Source organism: Pseudomonas sp. 910_21, from assembly GCF_052850735.1.
On the sequence record NZ_VXCY01000006.1, the window covers coordinates 343,384 to 365,228 of the forward strand.

Sequence of the window (21,845 nt, forward strand, 5' to 3'; positions counted from 1 at the left end):
ACCCCGACGGCGGCGCTGTCCAGGCTATGGGCAGCGCTGTGTTCAGGGCTGTATTGGCGAGCCGTGGCGGCCAGGGTCGCACGGGTATAGCCGGCGTCTTCCAACAGGTGATACGCACACTGCAGGAACAGCCGCTCCTGGGGATCGAGTATTTGCGCTTCACGGGCCGAGATGTTGAAAAACAGGGTGTCGAAGCAGTCCACGTCGTCGATGAAACCGCCCCATTGACCATAAGTGGTGCCCGGCAGGTTTTTCTGCTCGGCATAAAAGCGTTGGTGGTTCCAGCGCTGTGCCGGGATCGGCGTGATGCAGTCGCGCCCCTGTTGCAGGTTGTCCCAGAACTGCTGCAGATCCGCCGCCAACGGGTATTGGCCGCTGAGCCCGACGATGGCGAACTCCATCGGCCCGGCTACGGCGGGCGCTGGCTGCAACGCCGGTTCAGGGGCGACGCTCGCGGTGACCGGCAATCCGACCGCTGCGGCAACGTTCGCGGTCGCGGCCGGCGTGATCAGTTGGCTCAGTTTTGGCCCATGCTGCTCAAGGAAATAGCCGCAGAGTTTCTCCAGGGTCTGGAATTCGAAGAACAGGGTTTTCGACAATGGCCCGAAGACCTCTTCGAGCCGGGCGTTCAAGCGGCCGACCATGATCGAGTCGATGCCATAGTCTTCCAGGGGCGCCTGGACATCGATCCGATGGGCGGGCAACGCGAACACATCGGCGAGCAACTGCTTGAAGTAGTGCTGGACCTGCGCCGCGCTCAGCGCTTGGCTCGCAAGCGAACCCAGAGATGAGGCCGGCGCGGCCTGGGGTGGCTCGAGCGGCGCGCGTCCCGCTGGGCTCAAGCCAAAAGGCTGCAAGGCCCGGGACGCATCACCCTCGGCCACCAGCACCTGGGTCGCGCCTGCGGCCAGTGCGCCGTGCAACGCCGACAGCGCCACCGCCGTGCTCAGCGGGCGAATGCCAGACTGGGTCCACAGGCGCTGCTCGGTGGAGGCGTCGGGGCGCATGCGCCCTTCGGCCCACAGCGACCAGTCCAGCGACAGGGTCTGCCCACGGCGTTCGCCCCGCGCCACCTGCCGGTTACGCTCATGGGCAAAGCCATCGAGAAAGGCATTGGCCGCTGCGTAGTCGGCCTGACCGACATTGCCGGTCACGCCGCTGGCCGAGGCGCAGAGCACAAAGCACTCCAGGTCCAGGTGACGGGTCGCGTGATCGAGGTTGGCGGTGCCCCGCACCTTGGGCTCCAGCACAGCGGCGAACTGCGCCAGGGTCTTGTTGACGATGAACTCGTCGGCGTTGATGCCGGCGTTATGGATCACCCCGCTGAGGGGGCCATGGGTCTGTTGCACCGAGGCCAGCAGGGCTTCGATTTCCGCCGGTTGGCCGATGTCCGCCTGGCAGTACTCGACCCGGGCCCCGCGCCGTTCAAGGGCGGCCAATTGCTGTTGTTCAGCCGGGTTCAGCAGCGAGCGGCCCACCAGCACAATGCGCGCGCCATGGGTGTGCTCGATGATGTCGCGGGCAAAGAGACGTCCCAGCCCGCCCGCGCCACCGGTGATCAGGTAGCAACCGGCGTCTTTCCAGACCGGGGGTTGCGCGGCTGTCGCCGCCAGGTGGCTCCAGACCGGCACCCGCTGCTCGCCAGCGTCGAGCCAGACCGCGTGATGTTCGGCGCTGACCGGCCCTTGTTCGAGCGCGTCCAGGGACTGCATGGCCAGCAGTTGCCCACGCAGCCTCGGGTTTTCCAGGCTCGCGGTTTTCAGCAGGCCTTCAAGGCCGAGCATGACCGGGGCCACCGGCCAGCCGAGCAGCAGCACCTGGATAAACAACGACTGCTGACCGGCACCGGCCCCCAGGCAGGTCTTGAGGTGGCTGAACAGGGCCTCGGCCGCCGCCTGATAATCCCGAGCCAGGGCCGGGTTGTCCTGGCCACTGGAGCCCACCGCCAGGGCCTGCACCTGGGCCTGAGGAAACAACCGGCCCAGGCGATTCAACGCCGGCAGCGGATCACCTGCCGCCAGCAACAGCACTTGATGCTGGCCCTGGGGCGCCGACGTTGCGTGCGCCGCCGGCACGGCTTGCCACTGGCGCTGCAGGCGGATCGGCGTGACCGCGGCGTCCTCGGCCAGGGTGATTTCCCGGGCCGCCAGCCCGCGCAGGCTGACCCGCAACTGGCCCAGGTCGTCATACAGCCGAGCGTTGAGTTTGCTCAGCGTGCCGTGGCTATCGAGGGTCAAGAGTGCCCACATCGTTGTATCCAGAGGACCGTGGACATCCACCTGATCCAGGGCGAATGGCACCTTCTGCGGCAGGCTGCCACTGCCGTCTGCGCCCAGGAAGAACCCCGCCACCCCTTGCAACGCGCCGTCCAGCAAGGCCGCATGCAAGGTCCAGCCGGTGCTGGCCTGGCTGCCTGGCACCTGGGGCAGTACCAGGCGCACCAGGCACTGGCGCGCATCACAGTAGATCGCCTCGATCACCCGACAGGTCGGCCCGTAAGCCAGCCCTGCGGCGTGAAACGCGGCGTAGCAGTCGGCGCCCGACAAGACATGCGTGCTGCCGGCCTGCAGCGCCCGGATATCCAGCACCGCGCTGGCCGCCGGGTCCCCGGCCTGAACCGTATCGAACAGCGACACCACGCCTTGGCCATGCACGGTCGGCTCGGCCGCTGGCTGGTCGGCCAGGCGGCTGACGATGCGGTAGGCAAAGCTGTCGGCCCCGGCCAGCGCTGTCAGCCAGGTCTCCACCTGCCGCTGCTCGCGGCGGTCCCAGATCAGCGGCGCCATCCAGCCGACCTTGGCCAAGTGCGCATGGCGCCAGTCGGGTCGCAGTGTCGTGGCAGCCTGCAGGGCCATTTCCAGGTAGGCCACCCCTGGCAATACGTGATGCCCCTGCACCACATGGTCGGCCAGGAAGAACTCTTGCCCGGTAAACGCCGACACGAAACGCTCGCCACTGGCCAGCGAAGCCTGGTGCTGGACCAAGGGTTGCGCCAGCGTTTGCAACGGCGGCACCGACGGCTGCTGGTGACCACCGGGCCCCTGGGGATCGACCCAGTAGCGCCCGTGCTCAAAGGGATAGGTCGGCAGTTGCAGGCGCACTGGAGCCTGTCGTGGGTAACGCAGGTGCCAGGGCAGCGTGTACCCCTGGCAGTAGAACTCGGCCAACCCGCGCAGGGTTTCCTCGTAGCCCTCAACCTGGACTTCGCTGCCCAGGTCATCCCCCAGTTGCCGTGTCCATTGCTCGATGGTGCGCACAATCGACGCTTGCGGCGCCTGGTGTTGGTCGCCCTTGCCAAGCAACACCCGCTCCGCGAACACTTGCGCCGGCAAGGCGTCCTCGCTGCTCGCCCGGCGCCTGAGCTGTGGCAGGTGTTCACTGGCCAGTCGTTGCAGCAGACTCTGCGCCGAAGCCTGGTCCTGCACCACCAGCGCACAGCGGTATGCAAAGTGATGACGGCCCTCCAGCAGGGTGTGGCTGACAGCGGCCAGGTCCAGTTGTGGATCGCCGGCCAGGAGGTCGATCAGTTGCTCGATCCGGTCGCATAGCGAGAGGATCGAACGCGCCGACAGCACCAGCAGGTAGGCCGGAGAAACCTTGAAGCGTTGTGGCTGGCGTCGCTCATCCGCCGCGAGATCCCGCAGCACCACATGGGCGTTGGTGCCGCTCATGCCAAAGGCACTGACCGCACCGTGACGCGCGCCATCAGCCTTGACCGGCCAGGGGCGCGGCCGGGTGTTGACGAAAAACGCACTCTCCTGCCAGTCGACAAAGTCATTGTGAGTGGTGAAGTTCAGGCTCGGCGGGATCGTTTCGTGGCGCAGCGCCGAGGCCAGGCACAAGGTGCTGACCAGGCCCGACGCGGCCAGGCAATGGCCGAAGTTGGTCTTGGTGGAGGTCAGCGCGCAATGGGCGCCCTCCTGCGACTGGCCGAAGACTTGCGCCAGTGCGTTGACTTCCACCGCATCGCCCAGGGCCGTGCCGGTGCCGTGGGTCACCACGTAATCGATCTGCCGTGGCGCCAGGTTGCAAGCCTCGTAGGTCGAGGTCAGCAAGCGGGCCTGCGCCGCTCCGTTGGGGGCGGTGATGCCGTTGGTCTTGCCGTCATAGTTGATCTTGCTGGCGGCGATCACCGAGACAATCGGATCGCCATCCGCCAGGGCCGCCGACAACGGCTTGATCACCAGCGCCACCACCGCCTCGCCCGGGACCATGCCGTTGGCCCGCTGATCGAAGGTGTGGCAGCGGCCGTCCGGCGAAAGCATGCCGGCCTCGTCCATGCGGCTGAACGACTGCGGCGTGAGCATCAGGTTGGCGCTGCTGACCAGGGCCATCTCGCACTCCCCCAGACGCAGGCTCTGACAGGCCTGGTGCAACGCCACCAAGCCCGAGGAGCAGGCGGTGTTGAGTGTCATCACCGGGCCATCGAGGTCGAGGAAATACGCCAGGTGCGAGGCGGCAATAGCACTGTGGTTGGCGGTGATGGAACCGCCGCCGCCCAGTAGGAAGTACTCGCCCTCCTCCAGGCCGACAAACACACCGACCCGTTGGCTGGCCAAGTGACGGGGGCCGATACCGGCCGTTTCCAGGGCACGCCAGGATTCTTCGAGCAACAGCCGCTGGCGCGGGTCCATCTCTTGCGCCGCACGCGGAGAAATGCCGAAGAACAGCGGGTCGAACTCGTCCACACCCCGCAACGACCCGCAGCTGTAGCCCTCAGGGGCTTGCGCCGAACTCACTGCACTGCGCCCGTCCAGCAAGAGCTGCCACATTTCATCGACCGAATCGCATTGCGGGAAACGACCGCTGGCGCCAATGATCGCGATGGGTTCAGCCAGCAGCGGGCGCGTGACCTCATGGCCCGGGGCCGACTCGGGCCCGGCAACCACTCCCAGCGGCGCCACCGAGGGCTGTGACGCTTGGGCCAAGGCCGCCTTGGGCGTGGCCTGCGCACGATAGTGCCGGGTCAATGCCGTTGCCTGTTGTTGCGCCAAATGTTCGGCCAGGCGCGCCAGGGTCGGATAGGAGAAAAACAGCGCCGGGCTCACGGCGAAGCCGAACCGTTGCTGGATCTTTTTTGCCAGCCGCGCCAGATTGATCGAATCAAAACCGAAACTGCTCAAGGTGGCATCGCCGGGCAACTCGGTGGCCGGAATCTGCGCCACGTCGCTGCACAGGTCCTGCAGCTGCGACAGGACCCAGGCGGGCAAATCCATGACCTCTTCAGGCGCCAGCGCTTCGCTCACGGGTGCCGGTGCCGGTGCCACCTGAGCCTGGGTCTCCAGGTCGAACAGTTGCGCCAAGCGTGAGGTGTCGCCATAGGCCACGGCCACGTGCTCCAGACCGCTGTGCAGAATCGCTTCGAAAGCCGCCAGGCCCTGGTCCGCGAGGAGCAAGGCCTGCCCGCTGCCGTGCAGGTACGACGCCAGGGCGCGCCCCGGCTCCGAGTCCGCCGCAGCCCGCACCGGGCCCATGCCGCCGTCCTTCCACAGCGGCCAGTTGATGGCGATGGTTTGCCCGTGCCGTTCGCCACGGGTGACCCGCTGGTTGCGATAGGTGGCGTGGGCCATCAGGAAGCGATTGCCCATGGCGTAACTGCCCGCGCCCATGTCGCCGAGCAAGGCGGCGGTGGAGGAGAAATAGCAGGCATGGACCAGCGGGTCGCCGGCGGTCAGGGCATCGAGTACCTCGGTGCCGGACACCTTGGGCGCCAACACCGTCTGGAACCCATTGGCCGAGGCCTGCAACAGCCCCGCGCCCTCCTCGACCCCCGCCGCGTGAATGAAGCCTTGCAGCGGGCCAAAGGCCGTGCGGACCTGGATCAGCGCCTGCTCCATGGAGCCGAAGTCCGTTACATCGGCCTGGAAGTAACGCACCTGAGCCCCCAGAGCTGCCAAGGCTTGCACGCGCTGCTCCAGGGCCTGAGTCGGCGCTGAGCGTCCCACCAGCGCCAGACGCAATGCGGCGCCCTGGGTGCGGGCCAGGTAATCGGCGAACAGCAGCGCCAGATGGCCGCTGCCACCGGTGATCAGCCAAGTGTTGGCCCGGGCCGACGGCAAGCTCTGCAACGCTGGCGCCGCGCCGATTTCCAGTGCCAGAGGTCGGCTCGACAGATGATAACGCTGCGGCCCCACATACAGGGTGCTGCCACCTTCGCCGCCGCGCCATTGCCGCAACAGCGGCGTGAAACAGGCGCTCGCCTGCCCTGAACCTGCCAGGGCAAAGTCGCAGGACTCGGTGCTTTCCAGCAGCACCGTCTGCCAGGCGGTGTGCGCCAGGATGCGCGGCATGGAGCGCTCCAGGCCGATCCAGGATTCCAGCTGACAACGGTCCAGCCCGTCGCGGCAGAGCCCGGCCAGCAACACCCGCTGCAGCGGCTGCTGCAACCGCGACAAGGCCTGGAGCAGGTTCACCAGCAGCTCCGGCTGCAGGCTCAGTTCCGGCGCTTCCACCGGCCACAGGTACAGCAGGCCGTCGATGGCGCCGTAACCTTGAACCATCGCCCCCAGCACCTCGCTGACCTCATGGGCGCGCTGCGGATTGAGCGCGAAACTGTCGGCGCCCGCCTGGCCCTGACGGGACAGAAACACCAGGCGGCTGCCCGGCAGTTGCTGGGCTGCCAGCTCACGCAACTGGGCCTGATGAATCGGCTCGGACAGGCAGCACAGCACCAGCCGTGGCTGCTCCGGCGCCGCACTGGCGACCTCACCGAGCGCCGGTTGCCAGTGTTCGGCAAAGGTCAGCAGCGAATGGCGGTTGGACGGTTCGGGCGGCGTGGGGCGTTCGTCGATGGCCCAATGGCGAATTCGGGCAAACGGATAGCTCGGCAGGGTCACCCGTGCTACACCGGCCGGACGCGGCAGCCCGCGCCAATCCGCGGCGCCGTCGCGCTGGGCGGTCCACAGGCGCGCCAGCGCTTTCAGGTCGCCGGCTGCCAGAGCCTGTTGCCAAGCGGGTTCGTGCCACTCCTCGCTGGCGGCGTCCGTCGAACTCCAGTACAGCCAATCGGCGGCCGTAGACGGTTCGTCCAGCTCACGCAAGCGTTGCTGCAGTTCAGCCACGCTGGCCACCACCAGCGCCAGGCGCTCGGCCAGCGGATCGCGGCCCACCTGCAGGGTGTAGGCCAGGTTGGCCAAGGAAACATCCGGGTGTTGCTCAAGATGGCGCGCCAGGCGTCGGGCACTTTCCAGCAAGCGTTCGCGGGTCTTGGCCGAGAGCACCACCAGTTGCTCGCCGTCCTCGCGAGGCACCGCGGCCGGCGCCACGTACTCTTCCAGCACCACGTGGGCATTGGCCCCGGAAAAACTCAGGCTGCTGACCCCGGCCCGGCGTGGAATCGGCTGACCTTGCGGATCGCTCAAGACCGTCCAAGGCTGGCGCTGATCAACCACATAGAACGGGCTGTCGGCGAGTTTGATGTAAGGGTTCTGCCGAGAAAAATGCAGGTTGCCCGGCAAGGTGCCGTGCTGCATCGACAGAATGATCTTGAACAGCCCGGCCATGCCGGCGGCGGCTTCCAGATGGCCGATATGGGTCTTGACCGCCCCCAGGCCGCAGCGGCCCTCGGGAATAGTGACCCCGTAGTGGCGAGACAGCGTGGCGAAGGCATCTTTCAGGCCATTGATTTCGATCGGGTCGCCCAAGGGCGTGCCGGTGCCGTGGGTTTCGATGTAGGTGATGGTCGAGGGATCGACCCCGGCGCGGGTGTAGGCGTCCACCAGCAGCATCGATTGCGCCACCGGGTTCGGCGCCGTCAGGGAGCTCGCCCGCCCGCCATGGTTCTCCGCCGTGGCGCGGATCACCGCGTGGATGGTGTCGCCATCGGCGATGGCCCGGTGCAGTGGCTTGAGCAACACCGCGCCGGCCCCTTCGCTGCGTACATAGCCATTGGCCTGGTCGCTGAAGGTCATGCAACGGCCATCCTCGCTCAACATCCCGGCGTCACTGAACGACAAGGTGAGGTACGGACTGAGGATCAGGTTCACGCCACCGGCAATCGCCATTTCGCAGCCATTGCGAATCGATTCCACCGCTCGGTGCAGGGCCACCAGCGAACTGGAGCAGGCGGTGTCCACCGGCTGGCTCGGGCCATGGCTGCCCAGTAGATAGGAAATGCGGTTGGCCAACACCGAGTGGGACAACCCGGTGGAGGAATAGGCGCTGATCGGCTGCCCGGATTCCACCAGCAGGTTGAGGTAGTCAATGGCGCCGACGCCGATAAACACCGAGGTCTGGCTGCCGGCGAAATCGGCGCTGGCATAGCCGGCGTTGCCAATGGCGCTGAACACCGTCTCCAGGATCAAGCGCTGAGACGGGTCCATCAGCTTCGCTTCATGGGGCGAGATGTTGAAGTACAGGCTGTCGAACTTGTCGACATCGTCGATGAAACCACCCCATTTGGCGCGGGTCTTGCCACCTTCGGCCGGGTCGCCGTAGATCGCCTCCCAGCTCCAGCGCTGCGGCGGAACCGTGGTGATCATGTCGTCGCCCGCCTGCAAGTGCTCCCAGAAGCTGTCCAGGTCCTTCGACCCAGGCAGCACCCCGGCCATGCCGATGATGGCGATCGGCATCGCGCCGGTCTCGGGCTGTGGCGTGGTTGTGGCAACGGGTGAGGCAACGGCTGCAGCGGTCGCAGGCTCCGGCATGGACGCTGGCGGCGCAACGATCTGCGGGTACTGGGCCGAGAGGAAGGCCCCCACCGTGGCCAGGGTCTTGTGTTCGAAGAACAGCGCCGGGGTGATGTCGATGGCGTAATGACCGTTGAGCTTGTTGGCCAGTTCGACATAGGTGATGGAGTCGAATCCGTAGCTGCCCAGTTCGGTGTCGAGGTTGAACCCGGTTGCGCTCTTGTGCAGCACCTGACCCGCCAGGTCCTTGAGGGTGGCCATCAAGTCAGCGCCCTGAGTGGTGGCCGTCGGCGCCGTGGCCATCAGCGGCGCATCAGCGCTGGCCAGCGCATATTCACTGGCCAGGCACTGGGCCACGGCACTCAAGGTCTTGTGCTCGAAGAACAGCGCCGGGGTAATGTCCAGGGCGTAGTCGCGGTTGATCCGGTTGGCCAGCTCGACATAGGTGATGGAGTCAAAACCGTAATCGGTCAGGGCAACCTGAGGACGCAAACTGTTGGCCTCGCGGCGCAGAATGTCGGCGGCCAGCCGGCCCAACGCCTGGATCAGCCCCTCCTGCGCGGCCACCGGGTTTGGCCGCACCGCCATGCTCGGTACGGGCTGTGCGGAGGTCATGCCAAGGACCTTTTCGATCTTCGCCCGATCCCCCACCGCGACGCAGAGCGTGGTGGGGCTCGTCGGTGACAGCCCCAGCACGACCTCCAGGCCCTGATCCAGCGACAGAGGCAGTACCCCCATCACGTTGCGCATCAGGGTTTCGCTCTGCTCGCTGATGCGCATTCCGCCATCGCGCCAGTACGGCCAGTTGACCGACAGGGATTTGCCCTGGCGCTGCCCGGCCTGCACCTGCTCGTCGCGCCACTGGACGAAATGATCGAGGTATTCATTGGCATAGGCGTAAGCCGACTGGCCGACAGTGCCCGCCAGGGACGAGATGGACGAAAACACCAGGAACAGGTCCAGCCCATCCCCGCGAGTCACCTCATCCAGGTGCTGGACGCCCGCGACCTTGGGCGCGATCACCGGCCCCAGGTTGGCCAGGTCCTGCTTGACGATCAGGCTGTCGCGAATGGCCCCGGCGGCATGCAGGACGCCATTGAGGGCACCGAACTCGGCCTTGATCGCCCGGTGCAGCGCGGCGACGTCCGCCTGATGGCTGACATCGGCCTGCAGATAACGGGTCACGCCCGGCAAGCCGGGTGCTTCGGCCTGGGCCAGGGCGTGCGCCACGCTGTCCGGCGCGGAACGACCGCAGACAATCACCCGGGCAGCGAAGCGCTGACGCAGCTGGCGGGCAATCTGCAGGCCCAGGGCCCCGGCACCGCCGCTGATCAGGTAGACACCGCCCTGGCGAAACAGGCCCTGGGATGCGAGCGCCGCCGAGCGCTCCAGGCCCTTGAGTCGTTGCACCTGACGCGCCTGTTGCCGGTAGCGCAGCAACACCTGAGCGGCCCCCGGCGCATGCCGCAGTTCTTGCGCCACGTGGTGCACGGCCTCGGCTTCGGAGCCCTCGGCCACCTCCAGGACACAGGCCTGCAACCCGGGATGTTCATGACCCAGGACCCGGGCAAACCCGGCCAGGGCGCGATGCGCGAAGTGCCCCGAGCGACTGACAAACAGCAACCGCCCCTGAGTACGCTGGCGCGCCACCAGTACCGGCAGCAATTGATACAACAGTTGCAACAGCGCCTCGCCTTGCAGCCCCTCTTCCAGCCGGAACAGCCAATCGAGGTCGCCGGTGGCAGGCAGTGCGTCCAGCAATTGCTGCCAATGCCCGGTCGTGCGCGGGTCGATGCCCAGGGTCTTGCCGCCGTCGCTGACCTGCACTGCAGCCTCGCCGGCCAGGGTTGGCGACACGCACCAGGGTTTGAAACCCAGGGCCTGTTCCAGCGCCGGCCAGCCGCCTGGAGCCGCCGTGAACAGCACGCTGTGGGCGGTCGACGGCTGAGCCGCCAGCGGCAGGTTGAAGTCTTGCACCTGCCAGTGGGGGGTAAAGAGTTGCAGGTCGTCCTGCTTGCGCAACGAGTAAGGCCGGTAGGACAGGCTGCGCATGGCCGCCAGTACCTGTCCGTCGTCGCTCAGCAGGTCGATGTCGAAACGTTTTTCGGCGAACTGCGCCGAACCGTGGTTGCCGGCCACCCGGGCATAGGCGTAGCAGGTCGCCGTGAGCGGTGCATAAACCGTGATCTCGCTGAGGGCATAGGGGATGTACAAGGTGTTGTCTTGGCTGGGATCACCGAGCAGGCCCAACAGGCTTTGCAAGGCACCGTCCATCAACGACGGGTGCAAGGTGTAGGCCGTCAGGTCGTGGCGCAGGGACTGGGGCAGGACCAGGCGGGCCAGGGATTCGCTGGCGTTGAAATACAAGGTTTCCAGGGTGCGCAAACCCGGCCCGTAGACCAGATCGTTGCGATCGAAGATCCGATAGCACTCCAGCGCAGGCCAGACCTCGGCGCAGCGCGCCTTGATCGCGGCCAGGTCCATGCGCGGCGTCTGCGCCGGCGCCGGCAGCCGACGTACCCGGCCCTGGGAATACAGCTGCCCGGCCCCGTCACTGACCCGGTAGGCGGTGCCACGCTCGGTTTCCTGCAGGTCGACCTGCACCTGCCGAGGCTGATCGGTGACGATCACCGGCTTGATCCAGGCCACGTTCTGCACTTGCTGCAACTGGCCGTCCAGCCCCCCTTCCCCGGCCAGGCGCTGCGCGGTGATGGCCATTTCCAGATGGGAGACGCCGAGCAGAGTCGGCGCCCCGGACACCAGGTGGTCCTTGAGGTACACCTCGTCGCCGTCGAAACGGTGGCTGAAGCTGGGCTGGGCAGTACCGCTCAGCCGACGGGAGAGGATCGGGTGCAAGGCCGGCACGGCACCGCAGGCTTCGGGCGTACCCGCAGCCCAGTAGGGCGTCGAGGCAAAGGCATAGGTCGGCAGCGAAACGCGCCGGACACCGTCCTGGGGCGAGAACAGCGGCCATTGCAGCAGCGCACCGGCCGCCCACAGCCGGGCCAGGTCGCCAGCCAGGGGCCGTGGCAGCGCGGCAAGCTCGGCCTGGGCCCGCTGTTGCTGCTGTTCGCTGGGTTCGTCGCCGACAAACACTCGCTGCGGATCGAGGTTGTCCGCCAGGAAGCCGCGCAACCCCTGGGCCAGGGTTTGAAGGGATTCACACACCAGGGCCAGCCGCGCCGGCATCGGGTCGCGTCCGTTCTGCAAGGTGTGCAGCACATCGCGAAAAGCCGGCAGCGACGCCTCGCTGTCCAGCCAATGCAGCAGACGCCCGGCCATGACCCGCAAGCGCTCGGGGGTGCGCGCCGACAGCACCGCGACAGCGGCGCCGGGGAAACCGGTCTGGTCGACCGGCAATGGCGCGGCAGGCAATGGCGCAGCGGGTACGTACTCTTCCAGCACGATATGGGCATTGGTGCCGCTAAAGCCCAGGGAGCTGACACACGCGCGCCGTGGATGCTCGGCCTGGGACGCCCAGGGTTGCAGGCGCTCGAGGGTGAAGAACGGGCTGTTGGCAAAGTCGATGTGCTGGTTGGGCTGTTCCAGGTGCAAGGACGGCGGCAACGCCTGATGACGCAGGCACAACACGGTCTTGATCAGGCTGGTAATGCCCGCGCCGACCTGGGCGTGGCCAATGTTGGTCTTGACCGAGCCGATGGCGCAGAACTGGTTGTGGTCCGTGTGCTGGCGAAACGCTGCGGTCAGGGCTTCAAACTCGATGGGGTCGCCCAGGCGGGTGCCGGTGCCATGAGCTTCGACATAACCGATGGTGCGCGGGTCGATCCCGGCGCGGGCATAGACATCGCTGAGCAACTGGGTCTGGGCATAGGCACTGGGCACGGTAATGCCTGGGGTCTTGCCATCCTGATTGATGCCCGAGGCGCGAATCACCGCGTGCACCGTGTCGCCATCGCGTTCGGCGGCGGCCAGTGGCTTGAGCACCACCGCGCCGACCGCTTCGGAAATCACGATGCCGTTGGCCCGCTCGTCAAAGGTCTTGCACACCCCGTCCGGCGACAACATGCCCAACTGCGAGGCCAGGACGAACATTTCCGGGGTGTTGTACAGCATCACGCCGCCGGCCAGGGCAACCTCGCAGGTGCCGCTGATCAGGCTTTCACAGGCCATGTGCACCGACACCAGGGACGATGAACAGGCGGTGTCCACCGCCACCGCCGGGCCCTTCAGGTTGAGGAAGTACGACAGCCGCGCCGCGAGTATCGATGAGGCGTTGCCGGTCAGGCTGTAGGCATCGGCCGGCATCTGCTGCTCGCGCAGGTGTTGCAGATAGTCACCGGAAACACAGCCGACAAACACCCCGCACTTGCTGTCGGACCAACTGCCCGGCGCGTAACCGGCGTCTTCGATGGCGCCCCAGGCTTCCTGGAAAAACAGCCGCTGCTGGGGGTCCATCAGCAGGGCTTCACGGGGGCTGATGTTGAAGAAGTCGGCATCGAAGCCCTTGATGTCGTCCACCAGGCCGGCCCACTTGCTGTAACTCTTGTTGCTGGCGCTGCGCTCGGGGTCGAAGTAGTCGTGGCTGCCCCAGCGACTGAGGGGGATCTCGGTCACGCTGTTGTGCCCGGCCTTGAGGTTGTCCCAGAAACGGGCGGTGCTGTCGGCACCGGGAAAGCGCCCGGACATGCCGATGATCGCGATGTCCATCGCGCCCGCAGGCTGATCCTTGGCGGGCTGGCTGACGCCGGTTACCAGGCGCAGCAGATCACGGCCCTGGATCAGGGAGATATGACCGTCCTTGACCAGATTGAGGATGTCGGTGGTGGTAATGCACGCAGTCATTGGAAATCACTCATTAAACGATTGGCCTGATCGACGCTGAGTCGACCGCTCTGCAATTGCGCAAGGATGTCGAGCAAGGCCTGGTCCGAGTCGTGGCTCGCACGCTCGGCCGGCTGCTGTGGCGTGACGGGGGTTGCCGGAGCGCTGTTGCGGGTGCGCTGCGCCAGCGCGCCGGCAAAGCCACCCAGGGTCGGATGCTCGAACAACAGGCTGACCGGCAGGGTGACGCCCAGCTCCTGCTGGATCTGGTAGATCAAGCGGGTCGCGGTGAACGAGGTCCCCCCGGCGTTGAAAAAGTGGCTGTCGTCACGCGCCTCTGACAGGCCCAGAGTGGCCGCCCAGATCCGCGCCACCTGCTCTGCCCCGCCCGGCACTGGCGCCGACGAGTGCGCGCCTTCGCTCTGCGGCTCGGGCAGCGCCTTGCGGTCGATCTTGTTGTTGGGGGTCAGCGGCAGCGTGTCGAGGCGCACGAACAACGACGGCACCATGTACCCCGGCAAGTCCCGCGCCACGCGTTGGCGCAGGTCTGACTTGAAGGCTTCGTCCAGGACCGCCGGGACGCTGATGACCACATAGGCGGTCAACACCCCTTCGCTATCGCCGCCAGCGCCGCGCTGGCGCAGGGTGACCACGCAATCGCGCACCTGGGGATGGCCGCGCAGGATGTTTTCGATTTCCCCCGCCTCGATGCGAAAGCCCCGGACTTTCAATTGGCCGTCCTCGCGGCCCAGGAACTCCAGCTGTCCCTGGAGCGTGAGGCGCGCCTGATCACCGGTGCGGTACACCCGGCCGGTGGGGGTCTGGAGGAATTTTTCGGCATTCAAGTCCGGGCGATTGAGGTAGCCGATGGCCACACCTTCGCCGCCAATGCACAGCTCACCGGCCACCCCGGGCGGCACTGGCGACTGGGCCCCATCGAGGATGTAGAGGCGGGTGTTGTCGATCGGTTTGCCGATCGGCACGATGGCTGAATCGCCCTGGTCATCGACCTGCTCGACACAGGACCAGATCGTGGTTTCCGTGGGTCCGTAGAGGTTCCACAGTTCACGGCTGCGCGAACGCAGCTCACGCGCCAGGCTGCGGGGCAAGGGTTCGCCACCGCACAGAATGCGCAAGTCCGGCTTGCCGGCCCAGCCAGTGCTCACCAGCATCTGCCAGGTGGTCGGGGTGGCTTGCATCAGCGTGATGCGCTGTTCCTCAAGCAGGCGCTGCAAGTGCAGGCCGTCCATGGCCGCCTCGCGGGAGGCCAGAACTACGCAGGCGCCGTTGACCAGCGGCAGATACAGTTCGAGCGCGGCGATGTCGAAAGAAATGGTGGTCACCGCCAGCAAACGGTCCTGCGCCGAAATCCCCGGTTCCCGGGCCATGGACTGGAGGAAGTTGCTCAAGGCCTGATGGCCGATCTGCACGCCCTTGGGGCGCCCGGTGGAGCCCGAGGTGTAAATCACGTAGGCGCAGTCTTCCATGCCCGATGGGCCAGGCAGGTTGTCCGCCGGGCGCGCTTCGATGGCGGCGGCTTGCGCAGCCAGATCGAGCAACTGCGTAGTGCCCAGGGTCAAGCCCTGGGGCAATTGACTCAGGCTGTCGACCAGCATGAAGGCCGGCCGGGCGTCATCGAGCATGTGTTGCAGGCGCTGGGCGGGAAAGCCCGGGTCCATCGGAATATAGAAGCCACCGGCTTTGAATACCGCGAGCAACGCGGCGACCAAGTCCCCCGAGCGCTGCATGCACAAGGCCACACCCTGCCCGGGTCGCAGACCGCTGGCTCGCAACTGCTGGGCCATGCGATTGGCCCGCTGATTCAAGGCCTCGTAGGTCCAGGTCCGCTGGGCGTCGATCAACGCAGCCTGCGTGGCGTGTCGCGCCACTTGCTGCTCGAACAGCTGGGCCGTGGTCAAGGGCGCCACGGTGATCTGCCGGCCCTGCAAGTAGGTGGACGAACGCGCGAGGTCCTGCTGGGCAACCACCGGCAGCGACCAGACCGGAGTCCCCGGTTGGCTGACGCAGTGCTGCAACAGGATCAGCAAACTGTCCCGCATGCGCGCCATGGTCGGCGCGGCAAACAGGTCGGCATTGAACTTCAGGGCGCCGGCCAGTTGCCCATCGATATCCATCATTTCCAGGCCAATCTCGAACTGGCCCTCTTGCTGGGCAAAAGGCACGGACTCCAGGTGCAGTCCCTGGTGCTGGATCGGTACCCCTTCACGGGGCGACAGGATGCGGATCAGTTCGCTGCTCTGGTGCGGTTTCTGATAAACGAACTCGGCCTGGAACAGCGGCGTACGCCCGGCTTCGCGGCTGGGGTTGAGTTCTTGCACCAGTTTGGCGAACGGCACGCGCTGGTTTTCCAGGGCCTCCAGCACCACCTGTTTCTGCTGTTGCAGCAACTCGCTGAAGGACGGATTGGCTCGCAGATCGGCGGTCAGCACCACCGAGTTGACGAAATAGCCCACCAACGGATTGAAACGCTGATTGATGCGTCCCGAAACCGGCGAACCTATCCATACCTGACGGTCCGAGGAGTAGCGCCCGAGCAGGCATTGATAGGCGGCCAAGAGCACGGTGAACACCGTGACGCCTTCACGCTGCGCCAGGGCCTTGATGCCGTCGCTCAGTTCGCGGCTGCACTGGATCGCCACAGAGGCACCATTGAAGGTCTGGGCAGTGGGCCGCGGAAAGTCCAGCGGCAGGTTCAACCGCACGTCGCGGTCGGCCAGCCGCTGCTTCCAGAAGTCGCGCTGCTGTTGTCCGGCGCTGCTGAGCAGAAAAGCCTCTTCCTCACGCACGAAATCGGCGAACGTGGCGGTCAACGGGGTCAGTGCCGGCTCCTCGCCACGGCGCAGGGCCTGGTAGCCGCTGAGCAGTTCATCGAGCAACAGCCACTGGCTCCAGGCGTCCGAGACCAGATGGTGGACGGTCCACAGCACCAGGGTGTCGTGCTCACCGCAGATGAACAGACGCAACCGGCTGAGCGCGCCGTGTTGCAGGTCGAACGGCTGGCGATGGGCCGCTTGCAGCGCGGCTTGAACCTGCTCCGGCGACTGGCCGATCAGGTTGCTCACGCCGATGTCGGGAACCATCGAGGGCGCAATTTCCTGAACCGGTTGCCCTTGGCGTTCGCTGAACCGCGTACGCAATGCCGGATGGCGCTGCACCAGCAGGCTGTAGCTGCGCTCCAGGGCAGAGCGATCCAGGGGCGAGCGCAAGCGCAAGGTCATGGCGATGTGATACGCCGCGCTGTGCTCGTTGAGCTTATGGATAAACCACAACGATTGCTGGCCGTGGCTCATGGGCCACACCTGGGCATTGCTCTGCGGCGCGATGCTATCGATCCAGTCGACCTTGGGCACAGGAGCCAGGTACGGATCGGGATAGCTCAGCGCAATCGCGGGTTCGGCGACAGGCGCCGCTGGCGCTTTCGGTTCAGGTTGCAGTTGTGGTTGCGCCGGCACGGCGCTGACGGCCTCGGGCAGATGCTCCCCGCAGATATGGGCGGTGAAGGCCCTGAGACTGGTATGGCGCAGCAACGCCGCCGGTTGCACGTTGATGTCAAAGGCGTCGTTGATCTTGTTGATCAGCATCATCGCGCCAATGGAGTCCAGGCCGTACTTCATCAGGTCCTGGTCGGGGTCGATATCGCCGGGCGCCAGCTTGAGCAGGTCCGCCAGTTCAGTCAGGGTGCGTTCCCCCACCGCCGACAGGTCTTGTCCCATCGGGCTGGCGGCTGGCGGACGGGGCGCCGGCGCGGCGCGGCCCGACGTCTTGGGAAATTCATTCCAGGCCGCCTGGATGGCACTGGCCTGCCCCTGAACCACTACCCGTTGCGTGCCCCCTTCAGCGCCCAGGCAGCCCTTGAGGGCAGCCACGCCGGCGTCAGTGTCGAGGGCCACCAAGCCACGACTGCGCTCCAGGAACACCGTACTCTGCTCATCGAGCTGCATGCCGCCGTCGCGCCACAAGGTCCAGTTGATCGACAGGCTACGGCCCTGGCGCATGCCTTGCTGGACCCGGCGTTGCCGTTGGGCCACAAAGCCATCGAGGAAACGATTGGCATAGGCGTAGTCGGTCTGACCGACAAAACCCATGACCGCCGAAATCGACGAATAGACCACGAACAGGTCCAGCGCTTCGTGTTCCAGGGCCTGATCCAGCAGGGTCACACCCATGACCTTGGGGTTGACGATGGCGGCGATCTGTTCGGCGCTTTTGCTCGCCAGGACTCCGTTTTCCAGGGTTCCGGCGCAATGGAACACGCCGTGGATACGCCCGGCTCGCTGCCTGATCGAGGCCACCAGTTGGGTAATGCCGGGCCCGTCGGTGATGTCCACGGCCTGGTATTCCACCTGCCCGCCCTGGGGGTTGTGATTCAGCGCTTGAAGACGCTCGCGGGTCACCGCCGACAATTGCGCCTGCGGCGTCCGCCCGGTCAGGATCACCCGCGCCTGATAACCCTGTACCAGCGCCTGGGCCAGAATCAGCCCCAAGCCACCCGCCCCACCGCTGATCAGGTACACCCCGCCCTCGCGCAATCCCGTCGTTCCCGTGGCGACTTGCGTGTCGAGCGCGGCCGTCAACAGCAGGCGCTGGTCCTGCTCAAGCCGCACTTCGACACCTTGGCCGGGGGCCTGCTGGACAGCGATTTCCCGTTCCATCTGTTCGGCCAGACGCTGGACCGGATAGCCGGGCAAACCGACGGAACGCGCCACCCACAACGGCTGTTCAGCCGCCAGACTGCGCATCAACCCGCCCACGGCGACACCCGCCGGCACCTCATGGGGATAGAAATGCAGCAGCGTCGTGCCCTTGGCGGCGCCGTGGTGCAGCAGCTGCTGGCTGATGAACAGCAGCGAGTACAGATTCACCGTCAGGGCCTGCTGCAACGCCGAAGGCGCGCCCAGTGCCCAGGCATGGACAATGGTCATCTCCTGGGTGCCACAGGCGTCCCACAGCCTCGCGTAATGCTCCGGGTTGCCGGGCGCCACTTCGTAGTGCCGGGCCGCCACGCAGCGAAATTCGGCGCCGGGATACACCAGGGTGTCCTGGGGCCGTGCCAGATGGGCGGCCATTTGCGCGTCGGCGACAAACAACAGGCGCGGGGCCTGTAACGCTGCACCAGCCATGCTTGGCGCCGGCGCAGCGGGCAGCCACTCCATGCGATAGCGCAGGCTCGGCGCCGATGCCTGCTGCTTGATGGGGCGCAACGTCAGGTTGTCGATATGCACCAGCAGTTCGCCGCTGTCGCTGAGGATGTACACCGAGCATTGGGCGCTTTCAGCGTCGATTTCACGCAGTTGCGCAATGCTGTAGAAGCGCTCGGGCAAGGCCTTGAACACGGTGATCTGGTCCAGGGCATAGGGGATGTAGGTGCTGCTGGGGTTTTCACTCTCGCAAAAACGAATGCACGGCTGGAATGCACTGTCGAGCAGCGCCGGGTTGAGGATAAAACCATCCACCAGCGGGTACAGCTCGCCCAGCCCCTCGGGCACCGCCGGTTCACCCCGGCGGCCGGCCGGCTGGCGCTGGATATCGGCGATCAGGTAGGACCCACTGCGAGACAGGGTCTTGATCCCGCGAAAGGTCGCGCCATAGGCGAAACCCTGGGCATCGAAACGCGCATAACACCCGGCCTGCTCGTCCAGCACCTGGGCATTGGCCAGCAACCCGGCAAGGTCCGGCAGCGCCGGCATGGCGGGAAGCTGGGGGTCCATGACTATCTCGCCCTGAGCGCAAAGGTGTTCGCCAGCCTGGCGCAAGTCATGGATTTCAAAGCGGGTCTTGGTGTTTTTGTGCTTCAGGCGCAGCTCCAGGGTGGCCGGCTCGCGGTCCACCAGGAAAGGTTGCAGCCAGACAATATTGCGCAGCTGGGAAATCGTCTGGCCCGAGGCCAGGTAGCCGGCGATGCAGGCCATTTCCAGATAGGCGACACCGGGCAGGGTTTTGCGCCCGGCAATCACATGGTCGGCAAAGTAGAATTCGTCGCCGTTGAACACCGAACGAAACGCCACGTGCTCGAACGTGGAAACGTTGCGCTGCAGCAGTTGCGAAAGCCCTTGCGCTGCCTGCGAGGCTCGGTCGGCCTGAAACACCGGCATCTGGCACAGGCGCTGGGCAAACGGATAGGTCGGCAGGCTCAGGCGTTGCGGCCGTGGTTCTCCACGCTGGGCCCACAGGGGCTGCCAGTCGAAACCGCCGCGGCGTACCCACAACCGGGCCAGCGCCGTCCACTGGCCCTCCCGCGCCCAGCGCAAGGCCATGGCCGAGACCTCGTCGGCATCGAGCACAGCGTCCTGCTCGACCGCCGGCTGACCATGAAACGTTGTGGCGTCCTGTTCATCGCCCGTCGCCCCCGCCAGGTAAGCGGCCAAGGCCTCTGCCAGCGCTTCCACGGAGTCGGCCACCAGGGCCAGGCGCTCCTCCATGGCCAGGCGCCCGACTTGCAGGGTGTAAGCCAGGTCCTCAAGACGCAGCGGCGCTGCCGCGGCGCGCAAAAAGCTCAGCAGCGCGTCGGCATAAGCCCGCAAACCTTCCTCATTGCGGGCGCTCAGCACAATGATCTGTGGGCTTGGCGCGGTGGCAGGCTCTGGCGTTGGCTGCAGGTATTCCTCCAGCACGACGTAGGCGTTGGTTCCGCTGAAGCCGAACGAACTGACCCCTGCCCGGCGCCGAGTGCCGGCGGGCACGCTCCAGTCGCGGTTGTCGGTATGGATGTAGAAAGGCGTTTGTTCGAGCTGGATCAGTGGGTTCAGGGTCTGGAACTGCGCCGAAGGCGGCAGTCGTCGATGGCGGATCGCCAGGAGCGCCTTGAACAACCCCGCCACCCCCGCCGCCGCCAACATGTGCCCCATGTTGCTTTTCACCGAGCCCAGGGCGCAGAAACCGCTATCGCTGGAGAACGGCTTGAACGCATTGACCAGGGCCTCCACTTCGATCGGGTCCCCCAGGGACGTGCCCGAGCCGTGGGCTTCCATCAGCCCCAGGGTGCGCGGATCGATGTTGAACTGCTTGAACACCGCCTGCTGCAACTCGGCCTGGGAGGTCTGGCTCGGCGCGGTGATGCCGTTGGTCTTGCCGTCCTGGTTGACCCCCCAACCGATCAGCGTGGCGTAGATCGGATCGTTGTCGCGCTGCGCATCCGCCAGGCGCTTGAGGGCCACCACCCCTACCCCTTCGGCCGGGACAAAACCATTGGCCCGCTGGTCGAAGCTGTAGCAACGGCCATCGGCAGACAACATGCCGGCCTGGCTGGCCATGATGTGAATCGATGGATCGCTGAGGATCGACACGCCACCGGCCAGTGCCAGGTCGCTGTTGCCCATGACCAGGCTGTCACAAGCCTGGGCGATGGCCACCAGGGAGGCGGAACAGGCGGTGTCGATGGTCAGGCAGGGGCCGCGCAGGTCCAGCAGGTAGGCGATGCGCGCCGCCAGGATCGAGGTGCTGGAACCGAGGAAACCGGCAGCGCTCAGGGCATTGCCATTCTGGCTCTGGCCATAGTTGCCGCAACCGACGAACACCCCGCATTGGCTGCCAGCCAGTTGCTGCGGATGCAGGCCGGCATCTTCCAGGCAACTCCACGCTTCTTGCAGAAACAGCCGCTGCTGGGGGTCCATGGCGTCGGCATCGGCCGGGGAAATATTGAAGAACAGCGGATCGAAGCGGTCGATATCGTCGACCGCGCCAATGGCGTCGGAGTAGCTCTTGCCGGCCTGGCGCGTCGGGCTATAGGCCTGGTCCATGCGCCAGTAGTCCCGGGAAACGCGGCTGATGCAGTCGCGGCCTTCGGCCACGGCGGCCCAGAACGCCTCCACGTTGCGCGCCTGGGGAAAGCGCCCGGACATGCCGATAACGGCGATGGCGCCAGCGTCGGCCTTGGACGATGCAGGCCGGCCCACAGGCGCTGGGGAGGCACTCAGCGGGACTGCCTGGGCAGGCTGAGAATGGCTTGGCGAGGCCTCGCGAAATGACCTCAGCTTCTTTCGTGGGGCCGGGGCGGCAGCGGCCTGCTCCAGGACAACCGGCGATGCGGTGTCGGTGGCTGGCGGCGTCACGGCGGCGGGCACCAGGCGGCGTCCGAACATCGTGCGCGCCGGGCGCTGGACATCGCCCTCGACGCCCTGGGCGGCCAGCTCCTGATGCACCAGTTCGGCCATTCGGGCCAGCGTCGGGTAGTTGTAGGCGCGCACCGCCGGAATGCTCAGCCGATAGGTCTGATTGACCTCGGCCATCCACATCACACCGATACGCGACGTCAGGCCCAGCTCGAAAAAGGTTCGACTTTCGCTGATGTCCTTGGCACTGACGCCCAGGGCATCGGCTAACAGGCGACGAATGGTTTTCTTGACCGATTGCAAGTCGTTGACAGACATCTGAGTTCCATCCAGAAAGTGGGGCGCGGGCTGCGCAGGGTTCAGGCGC

2 protein-coding genes (1 of these 2 running past the window's edge) are annotated in these 21,845 nt (G+C 66.1%); both read right to left on the bottom strand.

Annotated elements, in window-relative coordinates; all coding sequences use genetic code 11:
• On the bottom strand, nucleotides 1-13,430 hold the 5' portion of the coding sequence (locus FW796_RS20800) for an SDR family NAD(P)-dependent oxidoreductase (protein ID WP_446439933.1). The gene continues 4,786 nt to the left of window position 1, outside the view; 13,430 of the gene's 18,216 nt are visible here — the first part of the coding sequence; its start codon is at nucleotides 13,428-13,430; its stop codon lies beyond the left edge, outside the window.
• Nucleotides 13,427-21,796: an amino acid adenylation domain-containing protein gene (locus FW796_RS20805; RefSeq protein ID WP_446439934.1), complete on the bottom strand. Its 8,370-nt coding sequence runs from the start codon at nucleotides 21,794-21,796 to the stop codon at nucleotides 13,427-13,429. The genes FW796_RS20800 and FW796_RS20805 overlap by 4 nt, the downstream gene beginning before the upstream one ends.
• Nucleotides 21,797-21,845 lie beyond the last annotated feature (49 nt).

Coding starts and splice junctions, on each gene's coding strand:
- FW796_RS20805 (WP_446439934.1), bottom strand. CDS start 21,796: ATGTCTGTCAACGACTTGCAATCGGTCAAGAAAACCATTCGTCGCCTG.